Origin of the sequence: Geomonas terrae (assembly GCF_004791675.1) — a bacterium.
Classification (GTDB): domain Bacteria; phylum Desulfobacterota; class Desulfuromonadia; order Geobacterales; family Geobacteraceae; genus Geomonas; species Geomonas edaphica.
In genome coordinates this window covers 610,899-628,210 of the sequence record NZ_SRSC01000001.1, presented here as the reverse complement: position 1 = coordinate 628,210, position 17,312 = coordinate 610,899, and the positions used below count along the sequence as shown (strand labels likewise).

General features: G+C 62.4%; 13 protein-coding genes. 6 read left to right on the top strand and 7 right to left on the bottom strand.

Features of this window, described 5'->3' with window-relative positions; all coding sequences use genetic code 11:
* The first annotated feature begins 12 nt into the window (after positions 1-12).
* Positions 13-2,301 (top strand): serine protein kinase PrkA, encoded by a 2,289-nt coding sequence (locus tag E4633_RS02650; RefSeq protein WP_135868715.1) that lies wholly within the window; start codon positions 13-15, stop codon positions 2,299-2,301.
* 145 nt (positions 2,302-2,446) lie between these two features.
* Here E4633_RS02650 and E4633_RS02645 read toward each other — a convergent pair whose 3' ends face one another.
* From E4633_RS02645 to E4633_RS02625, 5 genes are all read right to left on the bottom strand, one after another.
* A complete protein-coding gene (locus E4633_RS02645) occupies positions 2,447-3,628 on the bottom strand; it encodes a methyl-accepting chemotaxis protein (RefSeq protein WP_135868714.1) in 1,182 nt (393 codons plus the stop codon).
* 210 nt (positions 3,629-3,838) lie between these two features.
* Positions 3,839-4,729: a succinate--CoA ligase subunit alpha gene (sucD, locus tag E4633_RS02640; RefSeq protein ID WP_135868713.1), complete on the bottom strand. Its 891-nt coding sequence runs from the start codon at positions 4,727-4,729 to the stop codon at positions 3,839-3,841.
* A gap of 45 nt (positions 4,730-4,774) precedes the next feature.
* Positions 4,775-5,932, bottom strand: a complete 1,158-nt coding sequence (gene sucC / locus E4633_RS02635; RefSeq protein WP_135868712.1) for an ADP-forming succinate--CoA ligase subunit beta — start codon at positions 5,930-5,932, stop codon at positions 4,775-4,777.
* Between the two features lie 210 nt (positions 5,933-6,142).
* On the bottom strand, positions 6,143-6,469 hold the full coding sequence (locus E4633_RS02630; RefSeq protein WP_135868711.1) for a hypothetical protein: 327 nt from the start codon (positions 6,467-6,469) through the stop codon (positions 6,143-6,145).
* Between the two features lie 19 nt (positions 6,470-6,488).
* Positions 6,489-6,950: a DUF4124 domain-containing protein gene (locus E4633_RS02625; protein ID WP_135868710.1), complete on the bottom strand. Its 462-nt coding sequence runs from the start codon at positions 6,948-6,950 to the stop codon at positions 6,489-6,491.
* Positions 6,951-7,168: 218 nt separating this feature from the next.
* Between E4633_RS02625 and msrB the strand changes: the two genes are divergently transcribed.
* From msrB to corA, 5 genes are all read left to right on the top strand, one after another.
* Complete coding sequence (gene msrB, locus E4633_RS02620; protein WP_135868709.1) at positions 7,169-7,684, top strand: peptide-methionine (R)-S-oxide reductase MsrB; 516 nt, start codon at positions 7,169-7,171, stop codon at positions 7,682-7,684.
* Between the two features lie 150 nt (positions 7,685-7,834).
* Complete coding sequence (msrA, locus tag E4633_RS02615) at positions 7,835-8,443, top strand: peptide-methionine (S)-S-oxide reductase MsrA (RefSeq protein ID WP_135868708.1); 609 nt, start codon at positions 7,835-7,837, stop codon at positions 8,441-8,443.
* A gap of 37 nt (positions 8,444-8,480) precedes the next feature.
* Complete coding sequence (gene polX, locus E4633_RS02610) at positions 8,481-10,199, top strand: DNA polymerase/3'-5' exonuclease PolX (protein ID WP_135868707.1); 1,719 nt, start codon at positions 8,481-8,483, stop codon at positions 10,197-10,199.
* Between the two features lie 20 nt (positions 10,200-10,219).
* Positions 10,220-10,690 carry an EVE domain-containing protein gene (locus E4633_RS02605; protein WP_135868706.1) on the top strand — a complete coding sequence of 157 codons (471 nt, stop codon included), beginning with the start codon at positions 10,220-10,222 and terminating at the stop codon, positions 10,688-10,690.
* A gap of 53 nt (positions 10,691-10,743) precedes the next feature.
* Complete coding sequence (gene corA, locus E4633_RS02600) at positions 10,744-11,808, top strand: magnesium/cobalt transporter CorA (protein WP_135868705.1); 1,065 nt, start codon at positions 10,744-10,746, stop codon at positions 11,806-11,808.
* A gap of 6 nt (positions 11,809-11,814) precedes the next feature.
* On the opposite strand, the gene E4633_RS02595 is transcribed toward corA, so the two are convergent.
* A complete protein-coding gene (locus tag E4633_RS02595; protein WP_162604925.1) occupies positions 11,815-14,535 on the bottom strand; it encodes an EAL domain-containing protein in 2,721 nt (906 codons plus the stop codon).
* A gap of 91 nt (positions 14,536-14,626) precedes the next feature.
* The gene (gene pepN / locus E4633_RS02590) at positions 14,627-17,269 is read right to left on the bottom strand and encodes an aminopeptidase N (RefSeq protein ID WP_135868703.1); all 2,643 of its coding nucleotides are present in this window, start codon (positions 17,267-17,269) and stop codon (positions 14,627-14,629) included.
* Positions 17,270-17,312: the final 43 nt, after the last annotated feature.

Below are 17,312 nucleotides of genomic sequence, written 5' to 3'. Positions count from 1 at the left end.
GGCGGATAAGCTATGCCAGATCTAGAGACAGTCATAAAGCAGTTGAGCCGCACCATCGTCGAGCACAAGAAGGCGGCGAACATGTCCTTCGAGGAGTATATGCGTCTCGCCACGGAGCAGCCGGAACGGGTGATGCGCAACATCTTCCAGCTTTTCCACGACATGGTGCAAAGTTACGTGAACGAAGGCAACGACGAGTATCCGGAGGACCCGGAATCGATCAACTTCGTCCCGTACGATACCGGGAAGCTCTTCGTGCGCGAATCCGACCGCCCGTTCTTCGCGGATCGCCTCTTCGCCAATCGTTTCATGAACCACGTGGCCGCCATGAAGAGCGGGGCGCGCCAGAACAAGATCTACATCTTCGAGGGGCCGCCGGGTTCCGGCAAGAGCACCTTCCTGAACAACCTGCTGATGAAATTCGAGGAGTACGCGAGCACCGAAGAAGGTAAGACCTACGAGGTGGTGTGGCACCTGGACCGCCGTGTGCTCGGGAGCTTCAAGGAGCACCAGGTGAGCGCCTTCGTCGAGAAGCTTTCGCACCTTCTGGACGAATACGAGCTGGAAACCCACGACCACATCGATCCGCGGGCGCTATTGCGCGGCGGCGACGTCGTCGAGGTCCCCTGCCCGTCGCACGACAGCCCGCTCCTCATGATCGACAAGGCGCAGCGCCGGGCCTTCTTCGACGACCTGTTCCAGAACGATTCCTTCAAATGGAAGCTCTTCACCGAGAAGGAGTACGACTGGGTCTTCCGAGACTCGCCATGCACCATCTGCACCTCCATCTTCCAGGCCCTTTCGGCGCGGCTCGAGGACCCGGCTGAGATCTTCAGCATGATCAAGGTGCGTCCCTACAGCTTCAACCGCAGGCTCGGCGAGGGGATCACGGTCTTCAACCCCGGCGACAAGTCGATGAAGCAGAACATCCTGACCAACGACATGCTGCAGAGGAAGATCGACCTCCTTCTCGGGGACAGCAACGAGGTGAAATACCTCTTCTCCAACTTCGCCAAGACCAACAACGGCATCTACGCCCTCATGGACGTCAAGTCGCACAACGCGGAGCGGCTTCTCGAGTTGCACAACATCATCAGCGAGGGTATCCACAAGGTCGAGGACATCGAGGAGAACGTGAGGAGCCTCTTCATCGCTCTCATGAACCCAGAGGACGAGCGGAGCATCGAAGGGGTGCAGTCCTTCACGGACCGCATCGAGTTCATCAATATCCCCTACGTCATGGACCTGAACACCGAAGTGGAGATCTACCGCAACATCTTCGGCAAGCACATCGACACGAGCTTCCTGCCGAGGGTCCTGCACAACTTCGCCCGGGTCATCATCTCCACCAGGATGAACGTGAAGTCCGATGCGCTTTTGGAGTGGATCGGCGACCCAGAGAAGTACCGGCTTTACTGCGACGAGAACCTGCAGCTCCTGAAGATGGAGATCTACACCGGGCACATCCCCGACTGGCTCTCGGAAGACGACAGGAAGAGGCTGAACGCGAAGCGGAGGAAAAAAATCATCGCCGAGAGCGAGCACGAAGGGGACCACGGCTTCTCGGGGCGCGAGTCGATCAAGATCTTCTCCGACTTCTATGCCGCCTACGCCCGCAAGGACAAGATGATCAACATGAACAACCTGTCCACCTTCTTCACGAGATGGCACAAGGAGCTCAAGGAGTCGATCCCGGACGGCTTCATGGAGAGCCTCGTGCACAACTACGACTACGTGGTGCTCCAGGAGGTGAAGGAGGCGCTCTACTACTACAACGAGGCACAGATCGAGCGCGACATCCTGCATTACATGTTTGCGGTGAACTTCGAGCCGGGCGCCGTAGAAGTGTGCCGCTTCACAGGTGAGAAGCTCGAGATCACCGAAGAGTTCCTGGCCGCGATCGAGCGGCGCCTATTGGGGGCGAAGGTAGAGGACGAGGCGCGTCTCGCCTTCCGTCAGGAGACCCAGCGCGAATACACCGGGCGCACCCTGACGCAGGAGATCATGGTCGAGGGTAGAAGGGCCCAGGAGACCCAGCTATTACAGTCGCTGCATGACCGCTACGTCTTCAACCTGAAGGAAAAGGTGCTAGAGCCGTTCCTCGAGAACGCCAACTTCCGGCGCGCCATCAAGGACTTCGACACCGAGGCCTTCAAGACCTACGACAAGAGGATCCGGGACGATGTCACCTTCCTGATCAACAACCTGAGCTCCGAGAAGTTCAAGTACACCAAGCAGTGCGCCAAGGAGATCTGCGTGTACGTGATCGACAACGATCTGGCCCGCAAGTTCCATGTGTAGTCAATTGACAATGGACGATTGACAATTGGCATGAACGGCGCTTTTGGCTGAATAAACAAGGGGGATGACTGCAATTCCTTTAGGCCGCGGTCATCCCCCTTCTTGTTGCTTCGGCTTTTCGTTGTCAATTAACCATCGTTAATCGTCAATTGGTTTTGAACCGGTTTACCATCTCCTGCAGCGACTGTGCGGAGCGGGCGAGCTCCTCGGCGGCCCGGGCCGATTCCTGGGCTCCACTCGCCGTCTCATGCACCACATCCATGATCTGCCGCATGCTCTCCGAAATATCGTGGGTCGTCGCGGACTGCTCCTCGGCGGCGGTGGCCACCAGGGATACGTCGTCCAGCAGCGGGGTGATCTGCTCCTTTATGGTGCCAATGGCTCGGCTGGAGTGATGCACGTCCTCCGTCCCGCTTCTGACGCTCGTCGCACTCCGCTCCATGAGCCCCACCACGTTTCGCACGTCTCCCTGCAGAGAAGCGATGATGGTCTGAACTTCCCTGGTCGATGAGGTGGTCCGCTCGGCAAGCCTTCTAACTTCGTCGGCGACGACCGCGAAGCCACGCCCCTGCTCGCCTGCCCGCGCCGCCTCTATGGCCGCGTTCAGTGCCAGGAGGTTCGTCTGATCGGCGATGTCCTGGATCGCCACCACGATGTCGCCGATCTTGTCTGAGTTGGTCCCTAGGGCCTTCACCGCCTCGACGGTACCGGTAACCATCGTCTCTATTTCATCCATCACCGCGATCATGCGGAAGATGGTCTCTTCCCCTTTGCTGGTGGCGCTGTTGGTGCTCCCGGCACGCTCGGCCATCTTCTGGCAACTCTCAGCGATGTTGTTGCTCACCCCGGCCATTTCCCCTACCGCACTCGAGACGGAATGCGACTGGTGCGAGGCATGCTCGGTTCCCTGGGCGATCATGGTAGAGGTGCTGCTCAGATCGTTGGAGGCGCTGGTCAGGTGATCGGCGGTTTGCTGAATCCCTGCGATCATGCCGCGCATAGAGCCTTGCAGCTTCTGCAGGGCACGCAGCATCTGGCTGATCTCGTTGCGGCGGTTGATGACGATTTCCTCGCTCAGGTCGCCTTGCGCCATGGTCTCCAGGTAGCCGACCGCCCTTACCAACGGAGTTCTGATGGACCAAATGTTGATGCAGCCGAAGATGCCACCCAGCACGATGAAAAGTGCGACGGAGCCGTACTTGATGATGATCGAGTCTGCCTGGGCTGCCCATGCTGCCGCGATGAGACAGAGGCTGTAGCAAAAGCACAAGAGGCTCAGCCTGAATTTGATAGTGAGGTTTAGGTAGTAGTTCCAGATTTGAGTCATGTCCATCTCCTTGCGTTGCAGCCGCTACCAGTGAAACAGTTCCTCACGCCTATCAGTGATACTTTAAGGGACATGGCTCTTATCGGGGGAGGAGGTTCAAACTTGAACGTTTCTTCAAGGATAACAACGGGGTTAGGGGGAAATAATGCAAAAAAAGGCACCCAGCCGATGCTGAGTGCCCCTTGTGTATGTGTAATGTCGCCGAGTCAGTTACCCTTTTCCCTTCCCCTTAGCGGCCATCGCCATCTGCATCGCCTCTCCCATCCGCGTCGGGCTCGACGCCACAATGACGCCGCACTCGGTGAGGGTGCGGATCTTGTCTTCAGCCTTTCCCTTGCCGCCGGTGATGATGGCGCCTGCGTGCCCCATCCTCTTGCCCGGCGGGGCGGTCACGCCGGCAATGAAGGCGGCCACCGGCTTCTTCATGTTCTCCTGGATCCAGTGCGCCGCGTCTTCCTCCGCGGCCCCCCCAATCTCCCCGATCATGAAGACTCCTTCAGTACCGGGATCCTCGTTGAAGAGCTTGAGGACGTCGACGAAGTTCATGCCGATGATGGGGTCTCCCCCGATCCCGACGCCGGTGGACTGGCCGAGACCCGCGTCGGAGAGCTGCTTCACCGCCTCGTAGGTGAGCGTGCCGCTGCGCGAGACGACGCCGATATTCCCCGGCTTGTGGATGTGTCCCGGCATGATGCCGATCTTGCACTCGCCGGGGGTGATGACGCCGGGGCAGTTGGGGCCGACAAGGCGCATCTTGCTTTGCTTGAGGATCGCCTTCACGGGGACCATGTCACGGACCGGGATCCCCTCGGTGATGCAGACCGCGAGTTCGAGCCCGGCATCAGCCGCCTCGAGGATGGCATCCGCCGCGCCGGGGGGCGGAACGAAGATCATGGAGACGTTGGCGTTGGTGTACTTCACGGCCTCTGCCACGGTGTTGAAGACCGGGATCCCCTCGATGTGGATCCCACCTTTGCCCGGAGTCACCCCTGCGACGATGTTGCTGCCGTACTCGCGGCACTGCTGGGTGTGGAAGAGCCCGCTGCGGCCTGTGATCCCCTGGACCACAATTCTCGAGGATTTATTTACCAGTATGGACATATCGCTATCTCCCTGAATTTGGATCCCTAACCCGTTTGGGGGGAGCTATCCAAGCATACCTACGATCTTGGAGGCCGCGTCGCCCAGGTTGTCGCTGCACTGGACGTTCAGGCCGCTCTCGGTAAGCAGACGTTTCCCCTCCTCAACCTGGCTGCCGTCCATGCGCACCACGATGGGGAGGGTGCAGTTCACCTCGCCGGCCGCCTCGATGATACCGTGGGCGATCACGTCGCAGCGCATGATGCCGCCGAAGATGTTGACGAAGATCCCTTTCACGTCGGTGTCCTGCAGGATGATCTTGAAGGCCTCGGCTACTTTTTCACGGGTGGCGCCGCCGCCTACGTCCAGGAAGTTCGCCGGCTCGCCCCCGTACTCCTTCAGGACGTCCAGGGTGGCCATGGCAAGCCCGGCGCCGTTCACCAGGCAGCCGATCGAGCCGGAGAGCTTGATGTAGGCGAGGTCGTACTTGCCCGCGTTGATCTCGAGCGGGTCGAGCTGCGAGTAGTCCATCATGTCGGGGTATTCGCGGTGCCTGAAGATGGCGTTGTCGTCGAAGGTGATCTTGGCGTCCATCGCCATGAGCCACCCGGCCCGGGTCACGACCAGCGGGTTGATCTCCACCAGGGCGCAGTCCTTCTCAAGACAGACGCGGTAGAGGTTGAGGATCAGGTTGACACAGTCCTCGCAGACGCTGCCGGAGAGTCCAAGTTGCAGGGCGATCCATCGCGCCTGGTAGGACCTGAGACCGGTGAAGGGATCGATGGTGAGGGTATGGATCTTCTCCGGGGTCTTGCTGGCGACCTCCTCGATCTCCACCCCCCCTTCGGCCGAGGCGATCAGTACGTAGCGGGAGCTGCTGCGGTCTAGGGTTATGGAGAGGTAGAATTCGCGCGCGATGTCCACCGCCTCCTCCACGAGGATGCGGCGCACCTTGAGTCCCTCCGGACCGGTCTGAGGGGTGACGAGGGTCTTGCCGAACAGCTCCTTTGCGTATTCCTGTGCCTGCTCGGGGTGGTGGATCAGCTTGACGCCGCCTGCCTTGCCACGTCCACCGGCGTAGATCTGGGCCTTGACGACGCAGCGGCCTCCCATCTCTTTCGCGGCTCGTTCCACCTGGTCGGCGGTGAGCGCCACGCGGCCACGCGGGATAGGGATGCCGTACGCATTCAGTATCTCCTTGGCCTGATACTCATGAATGTTCATCACGATCTCCTCTGGTGCGGCTATGGATTTTCAGCGCATGCGGGGTAAGCGTCCGTTCCGCTTGCCTTCGCGGCGAAGCGGCATGTAGGACTTATCGGCAACAACGGGTGGAATTTCAAATTAAGAGTAAATAGTAACACAGGTTTAAAAAAAAGGAGCCCGATGGGGCTCCCCTTTTGACCGCAGTCAGCGAACTATTCGGATGAGCTGCTAAGGCAAGGTCTGTAGCGAGCGGCGCACCTCGAAGCTTTCCGTCCCCCTGGTGCAATGCAGCTCCACCTCCGAGACCGCCCTGAAATTGCCGCCGGGATTTTTGCGCGCCGCCCTTGCCTGGCGTTCGCGCGCGATGATCTTGCATTGGGTGAGGACCGCGTTCACATCGCTTCCGGTGACGTCAGCCACCTCGAAGCGGTGCTTGCGCGCCACGATTCCCTCCCCCTGGGTGCTGATGATGTTGCCGCGGCAAAAGAGTTCCTCGCCGCTGGCGGTGCCGGCCAGCAAAAGAAGCAGAATTGCCGGTGCCATGAGTCTCTTCATGGGTTTCCTCCGGGGCGTGTCACTCGTCCGAGGCGTTGATACGCGCCCTGCGGGCCGCGCGGCGTTCGGCGAAGCTGGTGGGGCGGCGAGAGGATGGTGTGGTTACCTGCGGCTGCGGTGCCGGCTGAGGCTGAGCTGCAGCGGCCGGCCCAGGCGGGGGCGTCGCCGGTTGCCCGGCAGCGGCTGCAGCAGGTTCGGGTGAGGGCGCTGCCGTAGGCGGTGCGGCAGGCTGGGCGGTCGCCGGAGCCGGCAGCGCCAGCGGCGCCCTTGCCGTGGCGGACGCCATCGGTTGCGCAGGGGCAGGGGGCTGTGCGGTGGCGAGGCCCCCGAGCTTGCCCGTGGCCACGTCGAGAACCCGCGCCTTTTTCAGGTACTTCGCAGGGATCTCGTGCAGGCTGTTGGTGTAAAACCTGGTCCCCTTGTTGTCTTTCCATGTGTAAATGTCGGCCGACACGGCGGTGGCCGAGAACGTGAACAGCAATAATGCTAGAAGCGCCTTCATCTTTCCTCCAGATGCTGACTTGCAGCGTTACCTATTATTCAGGATAAGCTCTCCCTGTTCAACCCCAAACTGGCATTACTCTTCGGCAAAGAGCGATGATTCTTCAGTCCGGGGCTGCAATGCAATATTTGACGCCGTATGTTATCCTGAGTCTGTGCAACTGGAGACGTTCCAACAGTGTAGAGGAGGCAGACGTCATGAAGAAGGCCAGGCTGATAATCGGCTTTTTGTTCTTTCTGGCGACGGCACTAGGTATCGAGGCCGACGCCGCTTCCAAGCTCAAAGTGTACTCCGCGGAAAAGGGGAGTTATATCATGACTGACGAGGTGGTAAAGACCAACGCGGAATGGAAGAAGATACTCACCCCGGAGCAGTACCACATCCTCCGTGAGAAAGGTACCGAGCGTGCCTTCACCGGCAAATACGCGACGACCCATGACCATGGGGTTTACCGTTGTGGGGGGTGCGGACTGGATCTGTTCAAGTCCGAGGACAAGTTCGAGTCCGGCACCGGGTGGCCCAGCTTCACCCGCCCCATCGCGCCGGAGAACGTGAAGACGGCGGTGGATAGAAGCTTCTTCTCCACCAGGACCGAGGTGCTTTGCCGCCGCTGCGGTGGTCACCTGGGTCATGTCTTCAATGACGGTCCGAAGCCGACCGGGCTGCGCTACTGCATGAACTCAGCGGCGCTGCAGTTCGTGGCTACCAAGTAGCTGAAGGCGAAAAACGTAAAGGCATCAACGCAAAGACGCCAAGCCGCAAAGGCGCAAAGAAAGGCTTTGATACGTTTAACTGGGGCTCCCCTTTCGTCCTGTATGTTTAGCTTTTTGTCTGGCTTTGCGGCTCGTTTTGGAGAGACGACGATGAAAACTTTGACTGCAGTGACGCTTGCCTTCCTGTTCCTGCTGACGGCGGCGGGTTCGCTGCCGGCCGCCCCGCTGCAGAAGGCGGCGACCTTCGCCGGTGGGTGCTTCTGGTGCATGGAGCATCCCTTCGATGAACTGCCGGGGGTGGTTTCCGTCACCTCCGGGTACACCGGCGGACATACCAGGAACCCGACCTACGAGGAGGTTTCCGCAGGAGGCACCGGCCACGCCGAATCGGTTCAGGTCATCTACGATCCCGGGAAGATAAGCTACGACAAGCTCCTCACCCGCTTCTGGCACAACATCGACCCGACCGCCAAGGACCGCCAGTTCTGCGACTCCGGCCACCAGTACCGCAGCGCAATCTTCTATTACGACGAGGAACAGCGCCGTCTGGCGCTCAAGTCCAAACAGGCCCTCGAGGCGAACAAGCCGTTCAAGGGGGCGATCGTGACCGAGATCGTGCAGGCGACCGAGTTCTATCCGGCTGAGGAATATCACCAGCACTATTACAAGAAGAACCCATTGCGGTACTCTTACTACCGTTTGAGCTGCGGCCGGGACCACAGGCTGAAGGAGCTTTGGGGCGACCAGGCCGGGCGGTGATCTCGACGAGCGAGACGGAAACCCGTTGGAGGTCCATATGAAAAACCGCGAAATAGCGCGGATCTTCGATGAGATCGCCGACATCATGGAGATCCGGCAGGACAACATCTTCAAGATCAGGGCCTACCGCAGGGCGTCCTTAAACCTGGAGGGGCTGAACCGCGACCTCGCCCAGATGACGCACAAGGAACTCCTGGAGATCCCGGGTGTGGGCGCGGACCTCGCGGCACGCATAGAGGAATACTTGCAGACCGGGAGCATGGCCTACTACGAGCAACTGAAGCGGGAGATCCCGGCGGGGGTGTTCAACATGCTGGCCGTCCCGGATCTCGGCCCCAAGACCGCCAAGGCGATCTACGACGCGCTGCAGATAACGAGCCTTGAGGAGTTGGAGAAGGCGGCTCTAGATCACCGTCTCATCGGCATCAAGGGGATCAAGCAGAAGACCGAGGAGAACATCCTCAAGGGGATCCAGTCGGTGAAGCGGGGGCGCGAGCGCCAGCCGCTCGGGCGTATGCTGCCGGCGGCCGAGGAGTTGGTGGCGGCGCTAAGGGAGAAGGCGCCCATCGAGCGCATCGAGGTTGCCGGGAGCATCCGGCGCCGGCGCGACACCATCAAGGACATCGACATCGTCGCCACCTCTCCCGATCCCGCGGCTGTGATGGAGGCCTTCCTCGGTCTCACCCAGGTGCACGACGTGATCATGAGGGGACCGACCCGGGCCAGCGTCACGATAAGGGAAGGGGTGCAGGTGGACTTGCGCGTGGTCGAGCCTGCCTCGTACGGCGCGGCACTCGCTTATCTGACCGGAAGCCAGTCCCACAACGTTCGCCTCAGGGAGATGGCGCAGAAACGCGGGCTGAAGATCAACGAGTACGGCATCTTCCGCGAGGAGGACAACGCCCGGATGGGCGGCGAGAACGAGGAAGACATCTACCGCCTGCTGGAGCTTTCCTTCGTTCCCGCCGTGCTGCGCGAGGACCAGGGTGAGATCGAGGCGGCAATAAAGGGGCGGCTGCCGCGACTGATCACCGCGCAGGACGTGAAAGGTGACCTCCACGTCCACTCACGGTGGAGCGACGGCGCCCACGGCATCGCAGAGCTCGTCGAAGCCGCCCGGCTCAGGGGGCTCTCCTACATCGCGGTTACTGACCATTCCCAGGGGCTCGGTGTCGCCCGCGGCCTCACCGTGGAGCGCCTCATGGAGCAGCAGGCGGAGATCCGGGCGCTGAACCGGGAGCTGGACGGTTTCAGGGTGCTGCACGGCACCGAGATGGACATCCGTAACGACGGCTCCCTCGATTTCCCGGACGAGGTGCTGGCGGAGCTCGAAGTGGTGGTGGCTTCGATCCATTCCGGCTTCAACGGGACGAAGGAGGCGATGACGGCGCGCATCGTGGCCGCCATGCGCAACCCGCACGTGCACATCATCGCGCATCCGACCGGCCGCATCATCGGAGAGCGGGAGGGGTACCAGCTCGACATGGAAGAGGTGCTGCAAGTAGCGAAAGAGACCGGGACCGCGCTCGAGATCAACGCCTATCCGCTCCGGCTCGACCTCGAGGACCGCTACGTGCGCCGCGCGAAGGAGCTCGGCGTGAAGATCGCCATCAACACGGACACGCACGCGAAGCTGCAGTTCGAGACCCTGCCTTGGGGGATTTCCGTGGCGCAGCGCGGCTGGCTCGAGCGGGATGACGTGCTGAACACGCTGTCGGCGGAAGAACTACTGAAGCGGTTGAAAAGGAAGAAGTAACCAAGAAAGGAACATAAAACATGCCCAACTACTGGCTCTTCAAGAGCGAACCTTCCAGCTTCTCCCTCGACGATCTCAGGAGCCGTCCCGATGCCACCGAGCACTGGGACGGGGTCCGCAACTTCCAGGCGCGCAACTTCCTGCGCGACCAGATCAAGGTCGGTGACCAGGTCCTCTTTTACCACAGCAACATCGCGGAGCCTGCCGTCGTGGGGCTTGCCGAGGTGGTGCGGGAAGGGTACCCCGACTTCACCGCCTTCGACCCCGCGAGCAAGTACTTCGACCCGCGCAGCAACCCGGAAAAGCCGACCTGGTTCATGGTGGATGTACGCTTCGTGCGCGCGTTGCCGCGGCCGGTGACCCTGGCGGAGCTGAAGACCGTCCCGGAACTCTCGGAGATGGCGCTTTTGAACCGCAGCCGTCTGTCGGTCCAGCCGGTGCGCAAGGAGGAGTGGGACAGGGTCATGAAGCTCGCCGGCGTCGCCCCCTGAAGTACCGCACGGAACGTAGAACGTAGAACCTAGAACCTAGAACCGGGGTTTTCATGACATCGATAAAGAGACGCTCGAAAAAGGCAGGCCTTGCGCCGGGTACGCTGATCCACATGGGGCGCGCCAAGGCGGGCGCCACCAGGGTGGACATGGTGGAATACGACGCGACGCACCTCGAGAAGCACCGGGTCGCTTCCCTGGACCGCTGCCTGATCCGGCCGGACTCCCCCACCGTCTCATGGATCAACGTGGAGGGGCTCTCCGACCTCGAGGTGCTCAGGCACTTCGGGAGCTGCTACGGCATCCATCCCCTGGTCCTCGAGGACATCCTTGCCACGGACCAGCGCCCGAAGGCCGCCGACTACGGCGACTACCTCTACGTTGTCTTGAAGATGATCGAACTGGACGACGCGACGGGGGAGATCAAGAGCGAGCAGGTGAGCCTGGTATTGGGGCGGAACTACCTGATTTCCTTTCAGGAGGGGCTCGAGGGGGACGTGTTCGAGCAGGTCCGCAACCGGCTCGGCAACGAGAAGGCGCGGCTGCGGACCATGGGGGCGGACTTCCTGCTGCACGCCCTGCTGGACGTGATCGTCGATCACTACTTTCTGGTGCTGGAGAAGCTCGCCGACCGGATCGAGGAGCTCGAGGACGAGGTGATCGAAAACCCCGCCCCGGCCACGGTGCAGTCCATCTACCACCTGAAGCGGCAGATGCTTTTCCTGCACAAGGCCGTCTGGCCGCTGCGCGAGGTGGTGAGCGGCCTGCAGCGGCGCGATTCCCGGCTCATCGACGACGCCACCATCATCTACCTGAGGGACCTCTACGACCACACCGTCCAGGTGCTGGACACCCTGGAGACCTTGCGGGACATGCTTTCCGGCATGCTCGACATCTACCTCTCAAGCGTCTCCAACCGGCTGAACGAGGTGATGAAGGTGCTCACCATCATCGCCACCATCTTCATGCCGCTCGCCTTCGTGGTGGGGTGGTACGGCATGAACTTCAAACATATGCCCGAGCTGGACTGGAGCTTCGGGTACCCCATGGTCTTCATCCTCTGCCTCTCCATTTCCGGCGGGATGCTCCTCTATTTCAGAAAGAAGCGCTGGCTGTGAGGCACCCTAGCGGCTGGAGTGCAGCAGCGCGTAGTGCCTGAACGCCTCTCCCACATTCTCTTTTATGTCGTTCTCACCCCACGGCTTGTACATGACCTTGTAGACCGCCCCGAGGTTGACCGCATTGGTGATCGCGTTGATGTCGGCGTACCCGGAGAGCATGATGCGCACCGTCTCCGGGTAGAGCTCCCTCGCGCGCCGCAAAAACTCGGCGCCGTCCATCCCGGGCATCCTGAAGTCGGAAAGGATCACCAGGACCCGGTTGAGCGACAGCAGTTCGAAAGCCTCCTCCGCGTTCTTCGCCGTCAGCACGTTGTATCCCTCGTTGAGAAGCACTCGCTGCAGCGCCCCAAGGATCCCCTCGTCGTCGTCCACCACGAGCACCGTTTTTTCCGGGCAAACGGCTCCGGGCTCGTGGACCGTGAGTTGCCTTTGTTCGGCCAGGAGCCTTTCGAACTCAGCCGCCGGGACCGGCTTGCTGAGGAAGTACCCCTGGATCTCGTCGCATCCCTGGCTCTGCAGGTAGTTCAACTGCCCCTGGGTCTCCACCCCCTCGGCGATTACCTTGAGATGCAGGCTGTGCGCCATGGCGATTACCGCCTTGGCGATGGCAGCGCTGTCTGGATCGCGGGTTATGTCACGCACGAAGGACTTGTCGATCTTTAGCTTGTCGAAGGGGAAGCGCTTCAGGTATCCGAGGCTTGAATAGCCGGTCCCGAAGTCGTCCATGGCGAGGGTGAGCCCCATCTGCTTCAGCTCCCCAAGCACCGCGGTGACCCGAGTCGCATCCTGCATCACCATCCCCTCGGTGATCTCAAGCTCGAGCAGGTGCGGTTCGAGGCCGGTCTCGACGAGAACCTGCGCCACCACCGCCGCTATGTCATGCTGCCGGAACTGGCGCGGCGACAGGTTGACTGCTACGGGGGGGGACGGTATCCCCGCGTCCCGCCAGGCGCGGTTCTGGGCGCAGGCCGTCTTCAGCACCCAAGCCCCGATCGGAAGGATGAGGCCGGTTTCCTCGGCGAGCGGGATGAAGGTGTCGGGGGGGACCACCCCGAGCTCCGGGCTGTGCCAGCGTAAAAGCGCCTCCATCCCGACCACGGCGCCGGAGGAGAGGCTTGCCTTGGGCTGATAGTAGACGACCAGCTCCTGGCGCTCCAGGGCGTGACGCAGGTGGTTTTCCAGGGTCATACGGGCGAGGGATCTCGCGTTCATCTCGCCGGTGTGGAACTGGAAGTTCTGGTGCCCCAGTTCCTTGGCGCGGTAGAGGGCGGCCTCGGCGTTGCGCAAAAGCGTCGGTGCGTCCTCGCCGTCTCTGGGATGAACCGCGATGCCGACGCTCGCCGTCACCGCGACCTCCCGTCCCGCAAGCCGTATCGGGCGGGCCACGGCCTCCTGGAGCTTGCCGGCGATGAGGGCCGCGTTGTCGGAGGCGGCGGGGTCGGAGATCAGTACCACGAATTCGTCGCTGTCGCGGCGCGCGACGGTGTCTTCGGCCCGGACGCAGCCGGCCAGGCGTTCGGCGATCACCTTGAGCAGGCGGTCCCCCTCGTCGTGGCCGACTGCGTCGTTCACCGACTGGAAGCTGTCCAGATCCAGCATGAACAGCGCCACCTCGCGCCGCTCCCGGCGGGACATGAGCAGCGCCTGGCGCATGCGGTCGGCGAGCAGGTTGCGGTTCACGAGTCCGGTCAGGAGGTCGTAGCTCGCCTGGTATTCGAGCTGCTCCTCGTAGCGCTTGCGCTGGGTGATGTCCTCCAGGGACTCGATCACCGCCAGCAGCTTGCCGCTGCCGGAGCGGACCGGTGCGGCGTCGAATACGATGTAGCGGTCCCGCCCGTTCAGGTCGGTGTACCACCCCTCCGCCTGGAGACCTTCCGGGATGAGATGGGACTGCCGCACCGGGCCGCACCCCTCTCGCGCCCTTTCCAGTTCGCCGGTGATCACGAGGTCGGCGAGGACCGGGGTAGGGGAGGGGTAGAAGGCTTGCCAGGCGAGGTCGGTCCCGACCATCTCCCGCGCCTTCCTGCCGGTCAGTTCCTCGCAGGCGCGGTTCCAGATCAGCACGCGATGCTCGGGATCCAGCACGAAGACGGGGACCGCGCTTTGCTGCAGGAGGCTCCCCAAAAGAGCATGCTGTTCCTCGGCCGCGGCGAGCGCGCGCTTAAGGGGCCTGATGTCGCGGACTATCGCGATGAACTTCCCGCCGCGCGGCAGTTCGAGCTCTCCCACCGAGACCTCCACCGGGAGGAGGGTGCCGTCCCGGTGCCGGCCGCGGCTCTCGCCTGGGGGACGCCCCCAGGCGAGGGGCGGTTCGCTGGGGGCGATTTCCGGCAGGACGAGAAGGATGTCGCGTCCCTCCATTTCGCCGGGAGCGTAGCCGAAGATGGTTTCGGCGGCGTGGTTCAGTGTGTAGATGGTCCCGTTCGCATCGAAGATGATCACCGCTTCGGCGATGGAGCGGAGCACGGTCCGGGCCGTGACCGATTCCCGACGCGCAAGGAGCTCCAGCGGACGCGCGATGAGCCACCAGACCGCCGGGGCACTCAGGGCGGTAAGGAAAAGGGCGTCGGTGAAGACCGCTGGTAACCCGTCAAGGGAGGGGAACAGGTAGGAGAGAAGGGACATCACCACGGATTCGGTGACGAAGGTGACCATGAGGAGCAGGCCGAGGACGGCCAGCGGCCGCGCGGTCAGCAGATTGTCTTGAGACGTGGTTGGTTTCATATGTCGGCCGATAAGCGGCTCCTCCGTCCAAAGGATTCCGGATGAGCTACTTATCGGCCGTTTTTTCATTATCTGAAGGAGAGCGTGAGTACTAGAGGCTCTTCTCGGCGAGCTCGTAGACGTCGCGGGCAAGGCCGGGCTCGGCGAGGATGCGCTCCAGCTCCTTCTTCATCAGCTCCTGGCGGGCGGCATCGAAGCGGCGCCAGCGGCTGAACGGGGTGAGCATGCGCGCGGCGATCTGCGGGTTGATCGCGTTCAGGCGCAGGATCTGGTCGCCCAGGAAGCGGTAACCCCGGCCGCTTGCGTCGTGGAAGCGGACCTGGTTCGCCTGGCTGAAGGCGCCGACCAGCGAGCGCACCCGGTTCGGGTTGCGGATGTCGAAGTCGGGGTGCTCCAGGAGTGCGAGCACGCGGTCCATGGTGTCGGGAAGGCGCGAGGTCGCCTGCAGAGAGAACCACTTGTCGATGACGCCGCGGTCGCCGCGCCATTTGTCGTAGAAAAGCCCCAGCGCCTCGTCGCGCTCCGGGCAGGCGCACCCGGCCAGGGGAGCGAGGGCGCCCAGGGTGTCGGTCATGTTGTCCGAGCGCCTAAGCTGCGCCATGTTCATGTCGATGGCATCCTGTCCGCCCGCCGCCATCAGGTATGAGAGGCAGATCGTGTTCACCCTGCGGCAGCCGGAGAGCCCGTCATCTGGGCGGTAGGGTGCGGCAGGCGCGCACTTTTGCCGCACGCGTAAAAGCTCGGCGGAGAGCCTCTCGCCCACCGTCGCGCGCACGAGCTCGCGGGCGGCGTGGATCGCGGAGGGATCGATCACCTCCATCTGCTCGGCAAGGTAGCTCTCGCCGGGGAGGGTGAGCGCCTCGGCGAGGAAGGCCCGGTCTTGGCGGTCGTCGTCCAAAAGCCTGCGGAACGACTCGATGAAGCTCTCGGAAACGCGGGCATCGCGCCCCGCCTGGAAGTCGGCGACGAGCCCCATGATCTGCTTGAGCGCCTGCACCTGTCCCGCCTCCCAGCGCACGAAGGGATCGCTGTCGCGGGTCATGAGGAGGGTGAGATCATCGTCGCTGTAAGGGTAGTCGAGCTTCACCGGCGCGGAGAAGTTCCTGTTCAGCGAGGGGACCGGGCGGCTGGAAAGCCCCGTGAAGACGAAGCTCTCGGTCTCCCGGGTAAGTTCCAGCACCCGCTGCGTCCCGGACGGGGCTCCTTCACCGGCAAGCGCGAGCGGAAGTTCGTTCCCCTCGCGGTCCAAAAGCCCCATGACGAGCGGCATGTGGAACGGCTTCTTCTCGGGCTGCCCAGGTGTCGGCGGGCAGCTCTGTTTGACGGTGAGGGTGTAGCTGCCGCTCCCCGCGTCCCAGGCGTCGGTCACCGTAAGGACCGGGGTGCCGGCCTGGTCGTACCAGAGCATGAACTGAGACAGGTCGCGCCCACCGGCGTCCGCCATCGCCTGCACGAACTCGTCGACCCGGACCGCCTGGCCGTCGTGCCGCTCGAAGTACAGGTCCATCCCCTTGCGGAAACCCTCCCGGCCGAGCAGGGTCTCGATCATCCGGATCACCTCGCCCCCCTTGTGGTACACGGTCATGCTGTAGAAGTTGTTGATCTCGACGTAGGACTCCGGGCGCACCGGGTGGGCCAGGGGGCCCGCGTCCTCGGCGAACTGCGCGCTTCTCAGGCTCTTCACGTCGGCGATCCTCTTCACCGGTCGCGACTGCATGTCGGCGGAGAACTCCTGGTCGCGGAAGATGGTGAGCCCCTCCTTCAGCGAGAGCTGGAACCAGTCGCGGCAGGTGATGCGGTTGCCGGTCCAGTTGTGGAAGTATTCGTGCCCGATCACCTCCTCGATCGCCTGGTAGTCGTCGTCGGTCGCGCTCTCAGGGCTTGCCAGCACGTAGCGCGAGTTGAAGACGTTCAGCCCCTTGTTCTCCATGGCGCCCATGTTGAAATCGTCCACCGCGACCACCATGTAGACGTCCAGGTCGTACTCGCGGCCGAACTTCTCCTCGTCCCAGCGCATGGCGTTCGCGAGCGAGAGTAGTGCGTGTTCGCACTTGTCCCGGTTTCTCTCCTCGACGTAGATCTCCAGCGTCACCTCGCGCCCGCTCATGGTGGTGAAGCGATCCGAGATGTGCACGAGGTCTCCCGCCACCACCGCGAAGAGGTAGCTCGGCTTTTTGAAGGGGTCGTGCCACACGGCGTAGTGGCGCCCGTCCGGCAGTTCCCCCTTCTCGACGAGGTTCCCGTTGGAGAGCAGGACCGGGCAGGCCGCCTTGTCCCCTCTGAGCGTCACGGTGTAGACCGCCATGACGTCGGGGCGGTCCAGGAAGTAGGTGATGCGCCGGAACCCCTCAGCCTCGCACTGGGTGCAGAGCATGGGGCCGGAGGCGTAGAGGCCGGAAAGGGCGGTGTTCGTCGCGGGGTTGATCTTCGTGGTCACCTCGAGGACGAAGCGCTCCGGCGGGGCGTCGATGACGAGACTTTCCTCCTCGACCCGGTAGCGCTCGGGCGCGAGCTCGGCGCCGTCCAGCTTCAGCGAAAGCAGGGTCAGCTCCTCGCCGTCCAGCACGAGGGGGCGCGGACTCGCGCCGCGCTCATGGTTGCAGATAAAGGAGAGGCGCGAGACCACCCGGGTCTCTCCCGGATCAAGGTCGAACTCGAGCTCGACTGTCTCAACCAGGTAGTCGGGAACTGTGTAGTCTTTCTGATGGATGGTCTGGTGCCGGCACTGTGACATGGTTTCCCTCTCAAGGTGGTATTTACGCTGGACAAGGGAGCTA